A 20,982-nucleotide genomic window follows, 5' to 3' on the forward strand; every position below is an offset into this window, starting at 1 on the left:
TCCGCTCTCAATGTAAAACTTCGTTTGGTTGTCATATCTGAGCCCTTTTCCTCATACGTATGAACTAGTAATTGTTACACACTTCATCTAGAGATAAACCTCTTTCCAAAAGGTATTCCAAAAAGAGAGGTGACACATAATGGGAGTTATTGCTTATAACGAAGAAGATGTAAAGTTGTTAGCTAGACTGATGCGTGCTGAAGCCGAAGGAGAAGGACAACAAGGAATGTTAATGGTCGGAAACGTTGGGGTAAATCGTGTCCGCGGAAATTGTTTAGACTTTAAAAGCATTCGTAATTTACGTCAAATGGTTTATCAAAACCCCGGCGGTTTTGAAGTAACGCAAAAAGGATACTTTTATCAACGGGCACGTGAACAAGATATTGCCCTAGCGAGACGGACCATTCAAGGGCAACGTTTTTGGCCTGCCAACTTTGCCTTATGGTTCTTTAGACCTGAAGGGGCATGTCCACCGACTTGGTATAACCAACAAAACTCTGGTCGCTTTAAAAAGCACTGCTTCTTCCAGCCATCTGCTGGAGACTGCCCTAGCGTATATTAAGGAATAAAAATGAGGAGGGATTTTTGAATGGCACAGCAACAAAATCCGTACTATGGAACAGGTTTTTATCAACCATCTGGAACTTATGTACAACCGCAACAAATGACTCAACAACAGCAGCAAGCGATGCAACAACAAACAGCTCAAGCTGCGCAAGCTCAATATGCAATTTCTCAAGGCATGTTACCTCTAGAGCAATCCTATATTGAAAATATCCTTCGTTTAAACAAAGGTAAGCAAGCTACGGTTGTAATGACTTATGAACGTGGCAGTTCCCTTGGTACACAATCTTATACAGGTATTATTGAAGCAGCTGGCCGTGACCATATTGTTATTAGTGAACCGCAATCAGGAAAACGCTATTTACTACTAATGATCTACTTAGATTACGTAGAGTTTCCAGAAGAAATTACGTATTTACCTAGTCAACAAGCAACTTATACTCCAAGACCATAAAAAAAGCTGGCAAATGCCAGCTTTTGTTTTTTTATAATCCTTTTACAACTGCAGTCCCTACTAGAATCCACGCCACAATAAACGCTACACCACCAAGAGGTGTAATTGGACCAAAGAACTTAATGCCTGTCGTACTTAATGCATACAAACTACCTGAGAACATAATAATTCCAGCTACCATTAGCCAACCAGCAGTAGTTAAAAGTGATGATTGAACCTTATCCATCAATAAAGCAACTACGAATAGTCCACCTGCATGAAACATTTGATATGTAACGCCTGTTTTCCAAACTTCTAACATTTTTGCAGAAATTTTATTTTCTAAACCGTGTGCTCCAAAGGCCCCTAACGCAACAGATAGCCCCGCTGCAATACAACCTAGTAAAAAGAAAATTTTCATCTTAATTCCCCTTTTTTACCTTTATCATAAGCAATTTTTGCATATAAGCCAAACGATTTATCTTCTAAAAATCAAATAAAGAATTACCGTTTGCATCACTTTCTTTTATATATACTGGCTCCCCAGAAACAGGTGCAATTGGTTGCATAGTTGTTACTGGTTGTGATCCAATTACTTGCGATTGAATTTTCGGTTCTCTATATGTAGATGTTTCAACTTGTTCATCTAATAATAAGTCACATAAAGCACGCACAACTAATAAATGTTCTTTTGACTTTTGTCCTTCACTACTTTTTGCCTTCACAATTTCATTCGCCATTTTATTTAAAATCTTGTCGCTAGATATTTGCATTCCTTATCACCTCGTACTTTGTAATTCTTTCTCGAATTGTCCCAATTTTTCTACTGAACCAAATACTATTATCATATCACGTTCTTTCAATTTTTCCTGCCCTGTTGGATTATGTATAATATTCCCATTTCTTGAAATCGCTAATATTGTTACATCAAACTGATTCCTTACATTACTCTCTAGTAACGATTTACCAACTAATATTGAATCTTTTCCAACTAGAATTTCTTCAATGACAAATGACTGTTCTACTCCATACAACACTGTATCAATATAATGAACGGTTAATGGATTTGCAATACCTTTTGCGATATGAATACCCGCCATACTAGATGGGTTAATAACCTTATTTGCACCAGCACGCCTTAATTTCTCTTCAGTTTCTGGCTTTTCAGATCTCGCCACAATTTTAATCGTATCGTTTAACCCTCTTGCTGTTAATGTAATAAATACATTTTCGGCATCATTTGCAACAATAGCAACTAAACCAGCTGCTTTTAAAATTCCGGCATTATGTAATACTTGATCTTCCGTTGCATCTCCATGTACAAATAAAAGCTTTTCCTGCTCCAATATACTTTCATCTTTATCAACAACGACAAATGGAATATTCTTTTCTTGCAATTCATGTACAACTTGAAGCCCCACTCTACCGCAACCACATACTATAATATGATTTTTCAACTGCGCTATTTGTTTATCCATCTTCTTCCTCCGTACTGCATGAAATAAATTCCCTTCAATAATCATAGCTGCCACTACCCCAATTGCATACGTAACAATACCTACGCCAACAGGAATAATAAGAAGCGCAAATACTTTCCCCGCTTGCGTTACAGGAACGGCATCTCCGTATCCAACAGTCAATACAGTAATCATTGTCATCCAAAATGCTTGAAACAAACTAATCTCTTCAATCGTCATAAATCCTATCGTTCCTAGAATTACAACAAAAGTCATACATATAACTGCTATCCATAATTGCTTACGTGCATTCATACCGTGTTTCAACTCTTTTCTCTATCTACAATCTTTGCCAGTGGAAATAAAATACGTATATACTAGATACGGAATCTATGAAAGAGGTTGATATAATGAAGACATTTCTTTCCGCCTTACAATGGGCACTATTTATTTTAGCTGGAAGCCTTATTGTACCAATTAGTGTCGCAACTAGTTATGGTCTTAATGGCGCTGAAGCCATCGCATTCGTACAAAGAACATTATTTGTTCTAGGTTTTGCTGGTCTCTTGCAAGCTATATTTGGGCATAAACTTCCTATTCAAGAAGGTCCTGCTGGCCTTTGGTGGGGAATTTTCTCCCTTTACGCAAGTTTAGGCGTCGTACTATTTGGATCAAATAATGAGACACTTAAAGTTCTTCAATATGCTTTCTTATTAAGCGGTATTATTTGTATTATTCTTAGCGTTTTTGGACTTATTGATAAACTCGTTCGCTATTTTACACCGACAGTCATTGGAACGTATTTATTTCTTCTTGTCGCGCAGCTTAGTGGCTCCTTCTTAAAGGGAATGTTTGGCCTTGATAGAAAACATACAGAAGTACAACCTAACGTATTTATTCTTTCACTCATTGTTATTTTACTATCCTTTTTCATCATGAAGCTACCTATTACTGGACAATATTCCGTTCTTTTCAGTATCGTATGCGGCTGGATATTATTCGCATGCTTCGGATTATCTAATCCAATAACACCAGTGACAGACATAATCCGTTTTCCATCCTTATTTGTTTTCGGAATGCCTCGTGTTGAATGGAACATGGTAATTACGGTCATTTTCGTTACACTCTTACTTCTAACAAATATGTTAGCAAGTATTCGCGTTGTACAAAAGGTTGTCTCTAAATATGAAGAAAACGCTGCATCAGATCGTTTTAAACAAGCTGGCATTATAACAGGAATCAACCAATTGCTAGGCGGCCTATTTTCAGCTATTGGGCCTGTCGCTATTTCTGGATCAGCAGGTTTTATTGCAACGACTAATATTTATAAACGTCTCCCGTTTATATTAGGGTCAAGCTTTATTATTGTCGTTAGTATATTTCCAAAGATTACTTCATTCTTTGCAGCAATCCCTGTTGCAGTTGGTTATGCCGCTATTTATCCTGTATTCGCAAGCATGATTGGCCTCGCCTTTCGAGAATACGAAACTGTCCAGGATAAAGAACGATTATTTAAAGTAGCCGGTCTTTCAATCTTTACGGGAGTCGGAGTTATGTTTGTTCCAGCAGGAGCATATTCCACACTTCCACCATTTCTAGCATCGTTTTTAAGTAATGGTCTCGTTCTTGGATCTGTAATGGCAATCTTGCTAGAAATACTATTTTCTCGTTCCACAGCAAAACAAATATCTTAAATTGGAAAACTTCCATTATTGCACTCTACCTTTAGAGTTGTTACGATAAAATCAAACTTTAATCATTGGGGTTTTATTCATCCCCAATGATTATTAACCAATATTATGAGCAACACACTCATAATAATTTATCTACTTCTTTTCAAAGAGGTTTGATGTCTTACTATTATTCCTCAATCTCTTCATGAACATGTATTTTGATTTCAATTAAAGAAAGGAATTTTCTATATGACTTATAAAATGATTGTTTTAGATTTAGATGATACTTTATTACGTGATGACCATACTATTTCACCTCGTACGAAAGAAGCGTTAATGACTGCACAAGAGCAAGGCGTAAAGGTTGTACTTGCTTCTGGACGTCCAACGTTCGGTATGCGCAATGTAGCGAAAGAACTTCGTTTAGAAGAATACGGCAGTTTCATTTTATCTTTTAATGGTGCAAAAATTATTAACTGTAAAACAAACGAAGAAATCTTTAGTAGTACACTATCTCCTGAAATCGTTCACAACCTATTTGAAATTAGTCAAACTGAAGATGTATGGATTCATACTTATATGGGCGATGATATCGTAACGGAAGAAAATAATCCTTATACTGAAATTGAGGGCGATATTACTGGTATGCCAATTGTTGTAGTAGATGACTTTAAAGCTGCAGTTAAAGAGCCCGTAGTAAAAGTATTAATGAATAAAGAAGCTGAACGCCTTGTTGAAGTTGAAAAGAAACTACAAAAACAGCTAGAAGGCCAATTAAGCGTGATGCGTTCGAAACCATTCTTCTTAGAATTTACTGAAGCTGGTGTTACAAAAGGAACGAGCTTAAACAAACTGATCCAAAAGCTTGGCATTAAGCGTGAAGAAGTTATCGCAATGGGCGATAGCTATAACGACCAAGCGATGATTGAATTTGCTGGTCTTGGCGTTGCAATGGGCAATGCACCTGATGATATTAAAGAAATTGCAAACTACGTAACAGATACAAATATGAACGATGGTGTTGCAAAAGTTGTAGAGAAATTCGTTTTAAAAACGGATGTACTTGTTTAATATTTTCATTCACAAAACCTATTTGAAGTCAAATACTTCAAATAGGTTTTTATTTAAATTCTCATGCTTTTGTGACTATATTTTGAACTTTGCACTATTCTCGTAGTGTAAACTTTCTTTTTGTATATAATGAAACAAAATAGACTATTTTATTTTGAAAAAGAATACAAATTTACTATATACAAGCATACGTTAAAGGAGGCTACTTTATGTTATCTACACCAATCGGACGATTAAGAGCAATTGGACTAGTTGAGGGTATTTCTTTCCTATTACTATTATTTGTAGCAATGCCATTGAAATATTTCGCAGGATTTGCAACAGCTGTTAAAATTACAGGCATGGCTCATGGTGTTCTATTTATTCTATTCATCTTTGCAGTAATTCAAGTAACAATCGTACACCGTAAATCAATTTTATGGGCACTTGGAGCATTTGCTTCATCAGTTATCCCATTTGGCACTTTTGTACTAGATGCAAAATTAAAGAACGAGCAACAATAATAAAAAGGTAGTTAACGACTGTTAACTACCTTTTCTATTTATAAATTTGGAATTTCCCAATCAATTTCTCTTTCGCCCATATTAGCTAAAATCGTATTTACTTTAGAATATGGCTTACTACCAAAGAAACCACGTCTTGCCGATAATGGGCTTGGATGTACAGATTCGATAATATGATGATTTGGATTCGTAATTAACTTCTTCTTCGCCTGCGCATGGCGCCCCCACAATATGAAAATAACTGGCTTTTCACGTTCATTCAACAGTTCAATTACACGATCTGTGAAGTGCTCCCATCCTTTTCCCTTATGAGAATTTGCTTCGCCTTGACGAACTGTTAATACGGTATTTAGTAATAATACTCCTTGTTCTGCCCATTTTACTAAATAACCGTTATTCGGGATTTCATAACCATATTCATCTCGAAGTTCTTTATACATATTTAACAATGACGGTGGTGTTTTAACACCAGGTTGCACAGAAAAGCTTAAACCATGCGCTTGATTCGGTCCATGATATGGATCTTGTCCTAAAATAACAACCTTTGTATTTTCATAACTTGTATACTGAAGAGCGTTAAAAATATCTTCTACCTTCGGATAAACAACATACGTGCTGTATTCTTCTGTCAAAAAACTGGATAGAGTAAGATAATACTCTTTCTGGAATTCAGGTGCCAATAGTGGCTCCCAATCATTCTTTAAAATATTTTCCATACTGTCACTTCCTGTCTAATTAATTCACCATATCCTGTCTTGTAAATACTACGAACGAAATAACAAGAGAAACAACTGCCCAAACAGTTAAATTCATCAAAGAAAATCCCATCGATAAACCTTGTAATGCAGGTAATTTTCCTGATAAATAATCCGTTAATGATAGATTCACACTAAAAATATATTTGGCGCCTTCCCAAGATGTTGCGAACGAGCTTAAAATACCGCCTGCAATTAATGCAGCTAGCATAACGCCCATACCAGCTGGTGTATTACGAATTAAAACAGAGACCATAAATGATATAGTTCCGACAACGATAGCAACAAACCAGGCTAGTCCATACGCCATTAAGATGTATTGCCACTGCGGAATAAGATGCACAAAGTTCGTATTTAACGTTTCCTTATCAATAACGAATCCTGTTAAAACAGGTAAATTCCATCCCGAGTACCCAAATACAAGCCCTGATAATATGTAAGCAAACAAACCTACAAGAAACAGTATGAGCGAAATGAAAAATAACATCGTCACGTATTTACTAAGGAGTATTTTCCAGCGCCGAATTGGCCGCGTAAGTAACATCTTCATCGTCCCATCACTTCGTTCTCCTGAAACGATATCAATGGCTACAATCATTACAAGAAGCGGAATAAATAATGTAATTCCTTGTTCAATAAATGCTCTGACAAAAGTCGGTGCACCCGGTGCCATCGGATTAATATCATGATCTAAATAATATTGTTGTTGCTCAACTCTTACCTTTAACCAATCACGCCATTCTTCTGGCAACCTAGAATTGTTCAACCGGTTCTGAGAATCAACAATTTGCTGTTGCAATGAAACCTTCCAATCAGTTGTACCGAGTCTTTTTTGTGTCGTTTCTATTTCACGATACTGCGCATACACAAAAAGCGGGATCAAGATTGCTAAAATAAGCATGACAACAAAAATACGTTTCTTGCGGTAAATCTTTTCTGATTCATTTAAAACTAGATTCGCAAATTCACGCATGCTGCTCACCCCTTGTGAGTTCAATAAATAAATCTTCTAGCGTAAATACAAGCTCCTTAACGCTATGTACATCTATTTCATTTTCGACAAAGTGTTTATTCCAACTACTTATAGATGCAATATCCATGCGGCATAGTAATCGCTCGCCTTCTACACTCACTTCCCTTACTTCTTCGGCCGCTTCTAGCATATCTTTCGCCTTAGAAATCGGTGTAACAATCCATTCTACACGATCACTTGCTGTTTTAATTAATTCTTCAACCTTGGCAACTGTTATCATCTTTCCTTTATGAATAATAGCAACGCGATCGCATATCATTTGCACTTCACTTAGCAAGTGACTTGAAATAAACACGCTCATATTTTCTTCTTTTACAAGCTTATGTATAAATTCCCTAAGTTCTCTAATCCCTGCTGGATCTAAACCATTCGTTGGCTCATCTAATATGAGCAATTTTGGATTCCCAAGGAGCGCCTGCGCAATTCCAAGGCGTTGTTTCATACCAAGTGAGTACGTTTTTACCTTGTCATGAATTCTTTCATCTAAATGAACCATTTCAGCAATTTCAATAATACGTTCATCTGATATATCACCTAACATACGAGCAAATTGCTTTAAATTTTCCCATCCCGTTAAATATGTATACAACTCTGGGTTTTCAACGATACTCCCAATTTGACGCATCGCTTCTCTGAAATTTTCCTTAATCGAATAACCACCAATAGAAATCGTACCTTCTGTCGCCTTAATCAATCCGACTAACATTCGAATGGTAGTCGTCTTTCCAGCACCATTTGGTCCTAAGAACCCGAACACTTCTCCTTGCTTTACATCAAAGGAAATATTCTCTACAAGAGTCTTCTTTCCAATTACCTTCTTCAAATCTCGTACGGAAAGTATCGTCGTCATTTTACCCCTCCTTGTTCTAGTTTTAATTTACTTACAACATTTTGAACTAAACGTTCTGCCATATACGTATAACCTACTTCGTTCGGATGAAAATGATCAGAGTATAATAAATCTTTCCCACGGTTTTGGAATAAATCAAATGTCGGTGTAATATACACATTTTTATCGTTTAGCGCTAACTTCTCTAAAGATGCATTCCAGTCCACAACAATGTTTGAAGACCCTTTTAAATCTTCTACATCTTCAAAAGGATTGTATAAACCAAGCCAAAAAATCGGACTATCTGTATTTAATTTACGAATTTCTTCTATAATTTTCTTTGCTTCATTTTGAAACGTTTCTGTGTCAGGACGATACGTCTCTAAATCTATTTTCCCAAGCGATTCCCAGCCTGGGAACAAATCATTCCCACCAATCGTTAACACGATTATATCTGCTTGCTTAATTGAATATTGAGCGCCATTACTTTCAATTTGTTTTAATAAATCGGGCATTTTTGCACCACTAACTGCTAAATTTGTTAATGCAATTTTTTGCTTATAATCTTTTTGTAAATCCTCTTTCATTCGCCCAACATAGCCAATTCCTTCTTTATCACCAACGCCACGCGTTAATGAATCACCTAAACTAACGATTTGTAACGTTCCCGTTTTCTTTTTCTCTTTTGCCACTACATCGGTCTTTTTAATTAAATTTGAAGCTTTCGGATTTAATACATCGTTTACACCTGAAACAAAGCCATATGCAAATAAACAGAAAGATGCAATTGTAATGAGTAGAATTACTTTTACTACTTTTGATCTCATATCAAAACCCCTTTTAGCCCTCATAGATTGTCCATAATTATACCAAACGAAATTTTGAAAAGCGATTTTCACACCTTCTCAATTACGTCGTTTCTCTATTTACTAACTCTGGTAATAACTCTATATGCTTCACATCTAATTTCTCTTCATTAATCTTTTCATATAATAATTCAAACGCTTTTACTCCAACGTTTTTACTAGAATGCGAAATCGTCGTTATACCCAATATATCCGCCACCTCTTGATCATCACACCCGATAATCGTAATATCCTCTGGAATACGAATTCCTTGTTTTTTTGCTTCTGTAACCATCCCCGCTGCAATATGGTTACAAGATACAAGGAACGCCGTAGGTTTTACTGACATATGAGCCCATTCTCTAATTACATTGCGTCCATCTTCCACTGTAAAACAACCCTCAAATTTCCAGGTCTCTAACGGTGTTACGATACTCTGTTGAAGCGAATCTTCATATGCCTTCTTTCGTCTTTGGCTATTAACACTATTACTTCTTCCAATACAATATCCAATATGTGTATGACCGGCATCTATTAAGCTTTTCATCCCAAGTGAAAATACTTTGTAGTAATCGATATGGACACTTGAAATGCATTTTGAATCTATTTCTTCACACATAACAATCGGGCCGAATTTTGTATATTCTTCAAGCTTCTCCTTACTATTTGCCCGAGAACAAATAATAACCCCATCAAGCTTTTTCATTTTTAACATATTTAAAATTTCTAGTTCTCTTTCTTCGCTATAATTCGTCTGGCAAAGCATCATATTATAATTATTCTTTGCTGTCTCTTTTGATATCCCCTCGATAATAGCGCTATAATATTGATCATTTACGTGTGGCAATAAAACGCCAATTACATTCGTTTTTCCTTTCACTAAATGAATTGCATTCACATTTTGCGTGTAATTTAATTCTTCTATAATCGCTAAAATTTCTTTTCGTTTCTGTTCATTTACGTACGGATGATTATTTAGTACACGTGAAACAGTTGAAACAGATACTCCAGCAAGTTCAGCAATCTTTCTTATATTTGTCATCTCATTTTCCCCTTCTCACAAAAATTCTCCCTTGACCTGGTAAGCTTTCCACAATATATCCTTTCCTAGCAAATACATTTAGAAAGGATATACAACTATGCTTCGATTCAAATTAGAATATATATTTTTCATTGGCGGTTTACTCATTCTTGCCATCGGTATTAATATGATGACGACAATTACTTCCTTTGGACTTAGCCCTTATGATTCCTTCTTTATTGCACTATATCAAAATTTTGGCATAAGTATTGGTTTTTGGATTTTCATGATTAACTTTGCTTTTACACTTATCGTACTCTTTTGGAATAAAAAACAAATTACAATCGGTACAATTGTAACGATGGTTCTTATTTCTCTTTTTGTTGATTGGATTGGTTCCATTACAACTATTATGGACGCTATCCGCTCTCTTCCAAAATATATAACACTTATTTGCGGAAATCTATTCGTTGGAGCTGGAATTGGTCTTTACGTCTCTACAAACCTTTGCGCAGCGCCTCAAGAAGCTTTCGTTTTAACGGTTGCTGAGAAGAAAAAATGGACGTTTAGAAGAACAGAGATTTCATTAGCCTTTTTATTTTTAACGTTAAGCTTTTTATTAGACGGACCTATCTATTTTGGAACAATCATCTTATCCTTTACAACAGGCTGGATTATCCAAGCATTTATTCAAGTTGGTACGCAGATTTTAAATAGAAAAGAGCCTATTAAGCAAGCTGCTTAATAGGCTCTTTCTGTTTTATGGTAAGGATACTACTTAGCATCCCCTTCAATTCGATAGTTCGCTTTCAAACAATCTATTTCTTCATACCCTTGCAACGTATGTAGAATATAATCATAATCAGCAAGAGACGCACGATGCGTTACAATTACAATTTCAGCCTTTCCTTTCTCTTCAAGCGGCATTTGAATAATTTTCTCAAAGCTAACTCCGCGCTCAGAGAACAATGAAGTAATTTTTGCAAATACACCAATTTCGTCTTTTACATGCAGTCTTAAAAACTTTTTCACGACAATTTCGTTTGGCTCTTTTAATACTTTTTGATATTGTGGGACTACAGCACTATTTCCTGTTACCCCTAATCTAATATTTTGCATTACAGCAACTAAATCCGAAACAACAGCTGTAGCTGTCGGTAAACTTCCTGCGCCTGGTCCATAAAACATCGTTTCTCCAACTGCTTCACCGTACACATACACAGCGTTATATTCACTTTGTACTGCCGCAAGAGGATGTGTATTTGGAAGTAAAGTTGGTTCAACTGTAACCTCCAATTTTTCACCATCTCGTTTTGCAAGACCGATTAATTTAATTGTATAACCTAAGCTCTTACTGTATTCAATATCTTCCTCTGTAATAGAGGTAATCCCTTTTACTTTCACGTCTCCAAGCTCTACATTTGTAGAGAAACCGAGAGTAGCTAAAATTGTCATTTTTCTTGCTGCATCTAAACCTTCTACATCTGATGTTGGATCTGCTTCTGCAAATCCAAGTTGTTGGGCTTCTTTTAACACGTCGTTGTATGCTCTCCCTTCGTCTGACATTTTCGTCAAAATAAAATTTGTCGTTCCATTTACAATTCCCATTACTTTCGTAATAAGATCTGAAGAAAGTCCTTCTACGATACTGCGTAAAATTGGAATTCCCCCTGCCACACTCGCCTCATAGAATAAATCAGCCTTATTATCTTTTGCTGTCGCTAATAATTCAGCTCCATGTAATGCCATTAAGTCTTTATTTGCAGTTACAACATGCTTTCCGCTTTTTAAAGCTTGTAAAATATATGATTTTGCATCATCAATGCCACCCATCACTTCAATGACAACATCAATATTTGGATTATCTAAAATTTCATTTGCATCTTGTGTTAATAGAGTAGAAGGTACCTCTACCTCTCTCTCTTTCTCAATGTTTTGAACTAATACTTTCGTTACCTTCACTGGACAACCTACTTGGTGTATGAGTCGTTCTTGATGATCCGTAATAATACGAACCACACCACTGCCAACTGTCCCAAGACTTAATAACCCAACTTGAATTTCTTTCATAGTACTGTCCACCCCTCAAAAATTGTGTTTAGATGAAATTATATGAGTAAAAAATCCGAAAAACAATGTATTTTGAACATTCGGAAAAATAAAGGTTAATCTTTACAAGGAAAACGTTGCCACGTGTTACACAATCTTTCTTTACAATATATAAGGGGTTTCTTGATACACGTAATAATTCAACCAATTAGAAAACAATAAATTACCATGACTTCTCCACCTAACAAGCGGCTTTTCATCTGGATTATTATGTTTAAAATAGTTTTTTGGCACATCAATATTTAATCCCTTGTCACGATCTCGTTCGTATTCTTATTTTAACGTCTCACAACTATATTCGCTATGTCCAAGGGCAAACACTTGCCTTCCTTCTGGCTCAATAACAAGGTGAACACCTGCTTCTTCAGAGTTTGCTAACAATGTTAATTCTTTCACTTCTCTAATATCCTTCTCCCGTACTTCTGTATGACGAGAATGCGGAGCAAAAAACAATTCATCAAATCCTTGTAATAATTTCACATGTTGCTCGCAAACTTCATGTTCAAATACACCGAACATTTTTTCCTTAAGGGGATACTTTGGAACACCATAATGATAGTACAAGCCAGCCTGTGCTCCCCAGCAAATATGGAGCGTAGATGTTACATTCGTTTTTGAATACTCCATAATATGTTTAAGCTCTTCCCAATAATCTACCTCTTCAAAAGCAAGGGTCTCCACTGGCGCTCCTGTAATAATGAGCCCATCAAACTTTTCATTTTCAATATCACGAAACGTTTTATAAAAGCTTGTTAAATGTTCTTGCGTTACATTACGAGATAGATGTGATTCCATATGAAGCAAATGAACATCTAATTGTAACGGTGTGTTTCCAATTAAACGGAGTAATTGCGCCTCTGTGTCTTGCTTCGTTGGCATTAAATTTAATATAGCAATTTTTAAAGCGCGTATATCTTGTGTTTCCGCTCGCTCCTTCGTCATTACAAAAATATTTTCTTTTTGCACCACTTTGCGAGCCGGTAAATCTTTATCAATTATGATCGGCATGTGTTTTGCCTCCAACTAGAGCTGCTTCCAAATCTGCAATAATATCAGAAATATCTTCTATACCAACCGATAAACGAATTAAATCAGATGTAACACCAGCTAAACGCTGATCTTCAGCACTTAATTGTCTATGCGTCGTACTAGCAGGATGTATAACGCAAGTTCGTGCATCAGCTACATGTGTTACGAGAGTTGCTAGTTTTACATTTGCGATAAATTCTTTTGCTGCTTCTAATCCCCCTTTAATACCAAATGTTAAAACTCCACTAGCACCTTTTTTCAAATACTTTTGTGCTAACGAGTAATTTTCATTACTATCTAATCCCGGATAATTCACCCATTCAATACGTTCATGATTAGCAAGCCACTTAGCAACCGCGAGAGCATTTTCGCTATGACGCTCCATTCGTAAATGCAAAGTCTCTAAGCCAATATTGCTAATATATGCATTGAATGGGCTCATACAATTTCCATAATCTCTTAATAGCTGAACACGTGCTTTCACAATATACGCTGCTGCACCAAAGTTTTGAACGTAACTTACACCGTGATAACTTGGATCTGGTTCAACAAGTTCAGGATACTTCCCATTTGTCCAATCAAAGTTTCCACCGTCAATTACAATACCGCCTAAGGAGCTCGCATGCCCATCGATATATTTAGTCGTAGAATGAACAATAATATTTGCCCCATGTTCAAAGGCCTGGCATAAATAAGGAGTTGCTAATGTATTATCAACGATAAAAGGTACCTCTAATTCTTTAGCGGCAGCTGAAAATTCTTTAAAATTTAAAACATTCATCGCTGGATTTCCTAACGATTCTGCATAGATAAGTTTCGTCTTGTCATTAGCAAGCGACGTAATTTCATCTGCCGTTAAATTCGGATTAAAGAACGTAACATCAATGCCCAGTTTACGCAAACTCACTCCAAATAAATTAAACGTTCCCCCGTAAACCGTTGAAGAACAAAGTAAATGATCCCCACTACTACAAATATTTAAAACTGCGAGCATAATAGCTGCTTGCCCAGAAGCCGTTGCAACAGCTCCTACACCGCCTTCTAAATCTGATAACTTCTGCTCAAATGCGGCTAGAGTAGGGTTTCCAATACGTGTATAAATATACCCTTCTGCCTCTAAGTTAAATAGGGCTGCTAAATCATCTGAAGTATCGTATTTATATGTTGTACTTTGATAAAGTGGTAAAACACGTGGTTCACCATTTTTTGGCGTATAGCCACCTTGCACACAAATCGTTCCTTTTCCCCATGATTCTCCCATCTCTCATTCTCCTTTCTTTTATACAAAATAAAAAACTGCCCCTTTCCTGAAAACAAGAAAGGAGCAGTTTGAAAACACGCTCTAAAGGCTCTTTCTTATCTCTCAGGATTACTACCTGCAGGATTTGGCACAATTCCGTTATACGGCTGTTGCCAAGGTTTCATCGGGCCTGTCCCTCCACCTTTTCTTGATAAGACTATGCAATTACCGTTGATTTTATAGCAATAATTTCCTAATGTCAAACAGTTTTTCTGAATGTTCTAAAATAAATGTTAACAGTTTCATATAAAGCAACAAAAGAAATATATTCTAGTCTATTTCAAAAAAGACCTTTAAAAACCTCAAATCAGTCTATAAAATTAAATAAGTAATTTAACCTATAAATTCAAATTCCCCTAAAGTTAGCCTATATGTTGAATAGGCCATCTTCTCAAAAAGATACTATATATATTCAATCCATTTTTCACTAGTATATTTCACTTTTTTACCTACTAAGATTTACATAACGGAGGTATAACATGACAAATAAAAAAGATATGCAGTACATACTTGCTCTATATGGCATTCTTCTAGGATCTATAGTAGGAGCTACAGTCTGGTTATTTTTAGTCACAATAAATATTGGAATCCGCTTTATTTGGGGATACTTGCCTGAAGTTCTCTCTTTCCCCTCTTATTACACCCTTTGCGTAACAATAATTGGCGGGGTCCTTGTTGGTCTATCACAAAAACATTTCGGTACATACCCACGCCTTATGCCTGAAGTGATGGCTGAATATAAAAAAGCTGGTCGAATCGAATATCGCTTTGTCCATCAGGCTACTTTAACAGCGATTATTGTTTTAATTTTCGGAGCTAGTCTTGGTCCAGAAGCCGCACTAGTTGGAATTATAGGCGGACTGTGCACATGGGTAGGGGATCGCTTTAAATTTGCCTTAAAGGGTATGAATGAGCTAACCGAGATCGGAATTGGAGCTACTTTAAGTGTCATTTTTAACGCACCATTATTCGGTTATTTAGCACCAAATGAAAATGAGGGGGAACAAATTGCTGCTTTTTCTAAAGGAAAAAAGGCGATTGTATACTTAGCTACTACTTTCGCAGGTTTTTCTGTTTATTTACTACTGAGTAAACTCGATAATCGTGGATCCTTTATTGTTGATTTCGGGGAAGGTGCACTTTCTTTCAATGAATGGATCGCATTTCTTCCACTTGCTAGTATCGGTGCTATAGTTGGTTTCTTTTATTTCAAGTTAGAATTCACATTAGAGAAGTTAATTCACCCTTTTAGGGAATACAAACTGACACTCGGAATTATCGGTGGTATTTTATTAGGAATTGCGGGAACTTTTCTTCCGTACACATTATTTTCAGGGGAACATCAATTAAAAGAATTAGTTGTTGAATGGAGCCATTTATCTTTTTGGATACTACTTCTTTCAGGGATTTTAAAGTTGTGCATTACTGCCGTTTGTTTGAACACAGGGTGGCGAGGTGGACATATCTTCCCAATTATATTTTCCGGGTCAAGTATCGGATACGCTGTAGCATCTATTCTTCCTATAGATCCAGTAGCATCTGTTGCCATCGTAACGACAGCAATTTCAAGCTATGCGTTACGAAAGCCAATAGCTATAACATTACTATTACTTATGTTTTTCCCGCTTAATTTACTATTGCCCATGCTTGGTGCAGCTGCTATCGGGAATGCCTTTCCGCTCCCAAAGCATAACGAAAATAAAAATTAATAAAAATAGGCAGTGGGGATGAAAGCTCCACTGCCTATTTTTTTATTACACATGCTGCTTTAATAACGCTTCTAACTCCTCAAAATTATGCACTTCATATGTCGGTATAATCCCACTATGATTTAATTTCCTTTCTAGATTAAACCAACAAGTATCAATTCCCGCTACATATCCACCTTTAATATCAGCGCTTAATGAATCCCCAATAATCAGCCCTGCTTCAGGTGCAAAGTTAGGAATCCGTTCAAAAACATAATCAAAATACTCTTTCATCGGTTTTTGAAAACCTGTATCTTCCGAAACAAAAACATCTTTAAATAATGAATGTAAACCTGCATTACGCAAACGTTTATCTTGCGTCTTAGAAACACCATTTGTCACTATATACAATTCATACTCTCCTTGAATTTGATTTATAAATTCAAACGCACCTTGCATGAGTTGATTTCCTTCTTCTAAGTAGTTACGATAATTATTTTCGAATAATATTCCATCTACTTCTTCTCCATACTCTTTAAACAACAGAGAAAATCGTGTATTTACAACTTCATTGCGTGATAGTTCTCCTTTTTCAAAAGCATCCCAAAGACCTTTATTTATTTTTTTATAACGAGCCTCTATCTCGTCTGTTAAAGGGATTCCCTTCTCTTCAAAAAGCACCCGTAAAGCCACTTTTTCAGCCTTTTGGAAATCTAGTAATGTATCATCTACATCAAATAACAATGTTTTATATTTTTTCATAAATTCATCACACTCTCTTTTCTACAAAAACAAATTTACATAAATCGTATCATTCCTTCTTGTAAAGATAATAGGAGATATCTCATACTATACATGGGGGTGAAAATATGAAAATCAGCAAAAATGAGGAAGAAATTTATCAATACATGCGAATCCATCAATTCCATACCCTATTTTCATTTCATGTCTTGCCATATGTAGAGCTGCATTCTTTTCAAACGAAAGAGATGATATGTAGCGAAGGAAATGCTCTCCCTTATCTCTATTACTTAATTTCTGGGAAAGCAAAAATATATATGAGTCATCAAAACGGGAAGGTTTCATTAATTAACTTTATTCAAGCACCATCTTTTATCGGGGAATTAGGATTAATAGGAGTAGAAAATATTACTAAATCCGTTGAAGTACTAGAAGATTGTGTGTGTTTGGCACTTCCTCTTAAAGATTGTCAGCAACTTTTATTACAAGATGCAACGTTTTTACAGCACTTATGTAAATTTATTGGAGAAAAGACAATTACTCGCACTGAAAATTACGCAAAAAACTATAGTTATCCTTTTGAAAATCGATTAGCTGCTTTTATTTTATTAACAGAGCAAAATAATTGTTATATAGAAAAGCATACCGAGGCCTCGGAATATTTAAATGTCAGCTACCGTCATCTTTTATATGTATTAAATCAGTTTTGCCAACAAAATTATTTAAGAAAAGAAGGCCGAACATATTATATACAAGATCGAAATACATTAGAAAAACTTGCTGACGAACTAAAAATATAAAAAAACAGCATTAACATGTAAACGTTAATGCTGTTTTTTCGAGTGACGATTATAATTTTAATTAAAATTCACTTGCTACTTTAGCTGCTTCTTCAAGACCTACAGCGATGATTTCTTCTGCTTTATCTGGAAATTGGTTATGTCCTTCAATAACTACTGTTTCCATGTTTGTTGCGCCGAAGAAGCCCATCATACTTGCTACATATTTAACAGCCATTTCTACCTCAGCTGCTGGACCTTCTGAATATACGCCGCCTCGTGCATTTAATAATGCAATCTTCTTATCTCCGATTAGACCAACTGGACCCTCTGGCGTATATTTGAACGTTTTACCAGCACAGTTTAAATAATCAATATATGTGTGCAATACTGCTGGAATCGTTAAGTTCCATAATGGGAAGCCGAAAACAACTTTATCAGCTTCTAGAAATTGATTTAAATACTTATCGGCAACTGCTACTGCTTTTGCCTCTTCTTCTGTTAAATCAAATCCTTTACCTACCTTGAATGTACCATTGATCATATCTACGCCTACATATGGTAATTCTTCTTTATATAAATCAAGTTCTACTACTGTATCATTTGGGTGTGCTTCTTTATAGTTTGCTAAAAATGCCTCATATAATTTTACACTAACTGCTTGTTCCGCTGGACGGTTATTTGCTTTAACGAATAAAACTGTTGCCATTATTTATTCCTCCTAGTACTCACTCTTATGTTGTTATATGCTTTCAAAAAAGGTATCCCTTGTAATTGGTGTTTTGTTGCTTACAAACATATTTTATCTTTATATAATGACAATTTCGTCCTCACATAGACGTATTTTTCCATAAAAAAAGTCCACCTTCTAAAGGCGAACTTGGTCTTACGACTTTCGTCTTATACAATTCCATTTTTCACTGCATATAATGCCGCTTGCGTACGATCAGATAAATTCAACTTACTCAAAATGCTACTTATATGCGTCTTAACTGTCTTTTCTGTAATAACTAAAACAGATGCAATTTCCTTATTGCTCATCCCTTTTGCTAATAGCTGCAATACTTCATTTTCTCTCGCTGTTAGCACATCCACTTGAATAGAAGGTTCTTCTTCCTTTTCTTCTACAGGTAATGTTTGAGAGAGAAGAGCATTTGCTATATCCGGATGTAATTGAATATTACCTTTATATGCGCTTCGAATAGCCTCAACAAGCTGATCTGGTTCTACATCTTTTAAAATATAACCACTTGCTCCAGCCCTTAATGCAGGTAACACATGCGCCTGATCAGAAAAGCTAGTTAATACAATTACTTTCACATTTGGATACTCTTTTTTAATATATGCCGTCGCCTCAACACCATCCATTTCAGGCATGTATAAATCCATTAATATAACATCGGGAGTTGTTTCTCCTACTTTCACTAACGCTTCTTTCCCATTATTCGCTTCTCCAACTAACTCTAAATCTTCCTGTGTACTTAAGGAAAATGCTAATCCTTTTAAAACGACTGTATGATCATCAACTAACAATACTTTTATTTTCACGAACTTCCCTCATTTTCACATCATAATGGTACGTTTATTTTTACACTTGTTCTTTTCTTATCACTTACAATTTTAATTGTTCCACCAACTAATTCTACTCTTTCACGCATCGTAGTCATGCCAAGTGATTTCTTCTCTTTTATATCCTTTTCTACAAAGCCGTTTCCTTGATCGACTATTTCTAATGATACATTTTTCTCATTCACTGTAAAATAAATCGTCGCTTCTTTTACACCTGCATGCTTACTTACATTGTTCAGTGCTTCTTGGCCTATGCGCCACAAAGCTTCTTCTACTACACGAGGTAAATCACGAACACCCGTAACTTGCTCCCTAATTTTCAGTCCCAAATTTTCACCGTACTGCTTTAGAGCTGGCAATAATCCTTTTTCTAATCCTGCCGGACGAAGCTGCCAAATTAATGTCCTCATTTCTTTCAAAGCTCCTTGCGCCAGTTCACGCATCTCATGCAAAGATTGATCTACCTTTTCATTTTTACCTTTTAAAACTGCCTCAGCGCCTTTTGTCATGAAGGTTAATGAAAATAATTTTTGCGAAACAGAATCATGTAAATCTCTTGCTAACCGATTTCTTTCTTCCATTCGTACAAGTTCACGGCGCTGCTCGTTTAACCTCAAATTCTCTATTATTAACGAAACATGGTTCGATAATGCTTGAATTACATCTATTGTATTAGCATCCAACTCTCCATTATTCAAGCTAACACATAAAACACCAAATATATGGTTTTGAATATGTATTGGTGTAGCAATAACAGATCGATTTAGATGTACATTATGTCCTATTTGATGTTTTATTAGAACTGGTTCATCTTGTTCTAACGCCTTCTTGGCCGCCTCTTTTATATCCTCTTTTAACTCTTCCTGAACGTAAGACGCTCGCAGAGATAATTCTTTTTCCTCCCTAATAAAAAGCGCTACTTGATTCCATTGAAATACTTCACCTACGTGATTTACCACCTTTTCAGGTAGTACATTAAACTTATGAATCGTTTTTAAATCTTGAATGAAACGCTCTAATTTCACATAATAATGTGCTCTTCTCTTTTCATTTTCATATAATTTTGTTCGCTTTAAAGCCGTACCAATTTGGAAGGCAACCGATTGGAGTAATACTAATTCTTCTTCTGAAAAATGTGTTTTACCCGGACTTGCAACATTTAACACCCCAAATTTTTCTCCCCCAGCTTTTAAAGGAACCGTAGCATGATGAAGAATGCCCTCCGTATCCCCCCAATTATATTCAATTGCATTATTAATTCTTTTACATTCAATAATATTAACGGCTCTCTCTAATTTTCCATCTACAAAACCTCGTAAACACCAACATTCACCTTCGCACATCGGGCGTTTATTTTCATATGTAAGTGCCTCTGGTAATTGATAATCAATTAACTTCGTATACTTCCCATTTTCATCCGCAAGAAAAATCCATCCTGTCGTTAAACCTGTTACACTTAGTAATTTCTCTAGGACAGCTTGCAATACATGATATGTATCATTTGATGTATTTAATGTTTCTGCAATTTCCTTTAATATAACTAATTCATTTGTACGATTATCTCGAAACATACTCAGTCTCCT

Annotated in this window: 22 protein-coding genes, 1 pseudogene and 1 riboswitch; of the genes and pseudogenes, 8 read left to right on the forward strand and 15 right to left on the reverse strand. The window is 35.8% G+C overall.

What is annotated here, in order from left to right; genetic code table 11:
• Positions 1-139: 139 nt before the first annotated feature.
• Together cwlJ and gerQ are read left to right on the forward strand one after the other, a co-directional pair.
• Positions 140-562 (forward strand): cell wall hydrolase CwlJ, encoded by a 423-nt coding sequence (gene cwlJ, locus MR169_RS00950; RefSeq protein ID WP_242318759.1) that lies wholly within the window; start codon positions 140-142, stop codon positions 560-562.
• A gap of 27 nt (positions 563-589) precedes the next feature.
• Positions 590-1,018, forward strand: a complete 429-nt coding sequence (gerQ, locus tag MR169_RS00955; RefSeq protein ID WP_000068652.1) for a spore coat protein GerQ — start codon at positions 590-592, stop codon at positions 1,016-1,018.
• Between the two features lie 31 nt (positions 1,019-1,049).
• On the opposite strand, the gene MR169_RS00960 is transcribed toward gerQ, so the two are convergent.
• From MR169_RS00960 to MR169_RS00970, 3 genes are all read right to left on the reverse strand, one after another.
• Positions 1,050-1,418 carry a DUF423 domain-containing protein gene (locus MR169_RS00960; RefSeq protein ID WP_000688315.1) on the reverse strand — a complete coding sequence of 123 codons (369 nt, stop codon included), beginning with the start codon at positions 1,416-1,418 and terminating at the stop codon, positions 1,050-1,052.
• 64 nt (positions 1,419-1,482) lie between these two features.
• On the reverse strand, positions 1,483-1,770 hold the full coding sequence (locus tag MR169_RS00965; protein ID WP_001167359.1) for a YwdI family protein: 288 nt from the start codon (positions 1,768-1,770) through the stop codon (positions 1,483-1,485).
• A 6-nt stretch (positions 1,771-1,776) separates the two neighbouring features.
• Positions 1,777-2,769, reverse strand: a complete 993-nt coding sequence (locus tag MR169_RS00970; protein ID WP_000993984.1) for a potassium channel family protein — start codon at positions 2,767-2,769, stop codon at positions 1,777-1,779.
• Between the two features lie 95 nt (positions 2,770-2,864).
• Here MR169_RS00970 and MR169_RS00975 point away from each other — a divergent pair, with 95 nt between their 5' ends.
• From MR169_RS00975 to MR169_RS00985, 3 genes are all read left to right on the forward strand, one after another.
• Positions 2,865-4,148, forward strand: a complete 1,284-nt coding sequence (locus MR169_RS00975; protein ID WP_242318760.1) for a purine/pyrimidine permease — start codon at positions 2,865-2,867, stop codon at positions 4,146-4,148.
• Between the two features lie 228 nt (positions 4,149-4,376).
• On the forward strand, positions 4,377-5,198 hold the full coding sequence (locus MR169_RS00980) for a Cof-type HAD-IIB family hydrolase (protein ID WP_000221395.1): 822 nt from the start codon (positions 4,377-4,379) through the stop codon (positions 5,196-5,198).
• A gap of 209 nt (positions 5,199-5,407) precedes the next feature.
• Positions 5,408-5,701 carry a DUF3817 domain-containing protein gene (locus tag MR169_RS00985; protein WP_000953393.1) on the forward strand — a complete coding sequence of 98 codons (294 nt, stop codon included), beginning with the start codon at positions 5,408-5,410 and terminating at the stop codon, positions 5,699-5,701.
• Positions 5,702-5,739: 38 nt separating this feature from the next.
• Here the strand turns inward: MR169_RS00985 and MR169_RS00990 are convergent, their stop codons facing one another.
• From MR169_RS00990 to MR169_RS01010, 5 genes are read right to left on the reverse strand one after another with little or no spacing between them, the layout of a single operon-like run.
• Positions 5,740-6,417, reverse strand: coding sequence for a uracil-DNA glycosylase (locus tag MR169_RS00990; RefSeq protein WP_000427788.1), 678 nt, complete (start codon positions 6,415-6,417; stop codon positions 5,740-5,742).
• A 19-nt stretch (positions 6,418-6,436) separates the two neighbouring features.
• Entirely contained in the window at positions 6,437-7,429 is a 993-nt protein-coding gene (locus MR169_RS00995; protein ID WP_001206477.1) for an ABC transporter permease subunit, read from the reverse strand.
• The gene (locus MR169_RS01000; RefSeq protein ID WP_000207720.1) at positions 7,422-8,339 is read right to left on the reverse strand and encodes an ABC transporter ATP-binding protein; all 918 of its coding nucleotides are present in this window, start codon (positions 8,337-8,339) and stop codon (positions 7,422-7,424) included. The genes MR169_RS00995 and MR169_RS01000 overlap by 8 nt, the downstream gene beginning before the upstream one ends.
• A complete protein-coding gene (locus MR169_RS01005) occupies positions 8,336-9,217 on the reverse strand; it encodes an SGNH/GDSL hydrolase family protein (RefSeq protein ID WP_002001579.1) in 882 nt (293 codons plus the stop codon). The genes MR169_RS01000 and MR169_RS01005 overlap by 4 nt, the downstream gene beginning before the upstream one ends.
• Before the next feature lie 10 nt (positions 9,218-9,227).
• Positions 9,228-10,205, reverse strand: coding sequence for a LacI family DNA-binding transcriptional regulator (locus tag MR169_RS01010; RefSeq protein ID WP_000181959.1), 978 nt, complete (start codon positions 10,203-10,205; stop codon positions 9,228-9,230).
• A gap of 97 nt (positions 10,206-10,302) precedes the next feature.
• Between MR169_RS01010 and MR169_RS01015 the strand changes: the two genes are divergently transcribed.
• On the forward strand, positions 10,303-10,929 hold the full coding sequence (locus MR169_RS01015) for a YczE/YyaS/YitT family protein (protein ID WP_000943411.1): 627 nt from the start codon (positions 10,303-10,305) through the stop codon (positions 10,927-10,929).
• A 29-nt stretch (positions 10,930-10,958) separates the two neighbouring features.
• Here the strand turns inward: MR169_RS01015 and MR169_RS01020 are convergent, their stop codons facing one another.
• The 3 genes and pseudogenes from MR169_RS01020 to MR169_RS01030 form a co-directional block, all read right to left on the reverse strand.
• Complete coding sequence (locus MR169_RS01020) at positions 10,959-12,254, reverse strand: homoserine dehydrogenase (RefSeq protein WP_242318761.1); 1,296 nt, start codon at positions 12,252-12,254, stop codon at positions 10,959-10,961.
• Positions 12,255-12,395: 141 nt separating this feature from the next.
• Positions 12,396-13,301: pseudogene (metA, locus tag MR169_RS01025) on the reverse strand (homoserine O-acetyltransferase MetA).
• Complete coding sequence (locus tag MR169_RS01030) at positions 13,285-14,583, reverse strand: bifunctional O-acetylhomoserine aminocarboxypropyltransferase/cysteine synthase (RefSeq protein WP_000504789.1); 1,299 nt, start codon at positions 14,581-14,583, stop codon at positions 13,285-13,287. The pseudogene metA and the gene MR169_RS01030 overlap by 17 nt, the downstream one beginning before the upstream one ends.
• A gap of 92 nt (positions 14,584-14,675) precedes the next feature.
• Positions 14,676-14,780, reverse strand: a riboswitch (SAM riboswitch).
• A gap of 321 nt (positions 14,781-15,101) precedes the next feature.
• Here MR169_RS01030 and MR169_RS01035 point away from each other — a divergent pair.
• A complete protein-coding gene (locus MR169_RS01035; protein ID WP_000182474.1) occupies positions 15,102-16,331 on the forward strand; it encodes a chloride channel protein in 1,230 nt (409 codons plus the stop codon).
• Positions 16,332-16,376: 45 nt separating this feature from the next.
• On the opposite strand, the gene MR169_RS01040 is transcribed toward MR169_RS01035, so the two are convergent.
• The gene (locus tag MR169_RS01040; RefSeq protein WP_242318762.1) at positions 16,377-17,072 is read right to left on the reverse strand and encodes a YjjG family noncanonical pyrimidine nucleotidase; all 696 of its coding nucleotides are present in this window, start codon (positions 17,070-17,072) and stop codon (positions 16,377-16,379) included.
• A gap of 107 nt (positions 17,073-17,179) precedes the next feature.
• Here MR169_RS01040 and MR169_RS01045 point away from each other — a divergent pair, with 107 nt between their 5' ends.
• Entirely contained in the window at positions 17,180-17,851 is a 672-nt protein-coding gene (locus tag MR169_RS01045; RefSeq protein WP_000703323.1) for a transcriptional regulator YeiL, read from the forward strand.
• Between the two features lie 61 nt (positions 17,852-17,912).
• Here MR169_RS01045 and MR169_RS01050 read toward each other — a convergent pair whose 3' ends face one another.
• From MR169_RS01050 to MR169_RS01060, 3 genes are all read right to left on the reverse strand, one after another.
• Positions 17,913-18,539, reverse strand: a complete 627-nt coding sequence (locus tag MR169_RS01050) for an FMN-dependent NADH-azoreductase (protein WP_242318763.1) — start codon at positions 18,537-18,539, stop codon at positions 17,913-17,915.
• Between the two features lie 191 nt (positions 18,540-18,730).
• Complete coding sequence (locus MR169_RS01055) at positions 18,731-19,378, reverse strand: response regulator (protein ID WP_242318764.1); 648 nt, start codon at positions 19,376-19,378, stop codon at positions 18,731-18,733.
• 20 nt (positions 19,379-19,398) lie between these two features.
• Positions 19,399-20,970, reverse strand: coding sequence for a GAF domain-containing sensor histidine kinase (locus MR169_RS01060; protein WP_000488142.1), 1,572 nt, complete (start codon positions 20,968-20,970; stop codon positions 19,399-19,401).
• Positions 20,971-20,982: the final 12 nt, after the last annotated feature.

It is taken from the genome of Bacillus cereus group sp. BfR-BA-01349 (assembly GCF_022663795.1).
In the GTDB taxonomy this organism is placed as follows: Bacteria; Bacillota; Bacilli; order Bacillales; family Bacillaceae_G; genus Bacillus_A; species Bacillus_A cereus.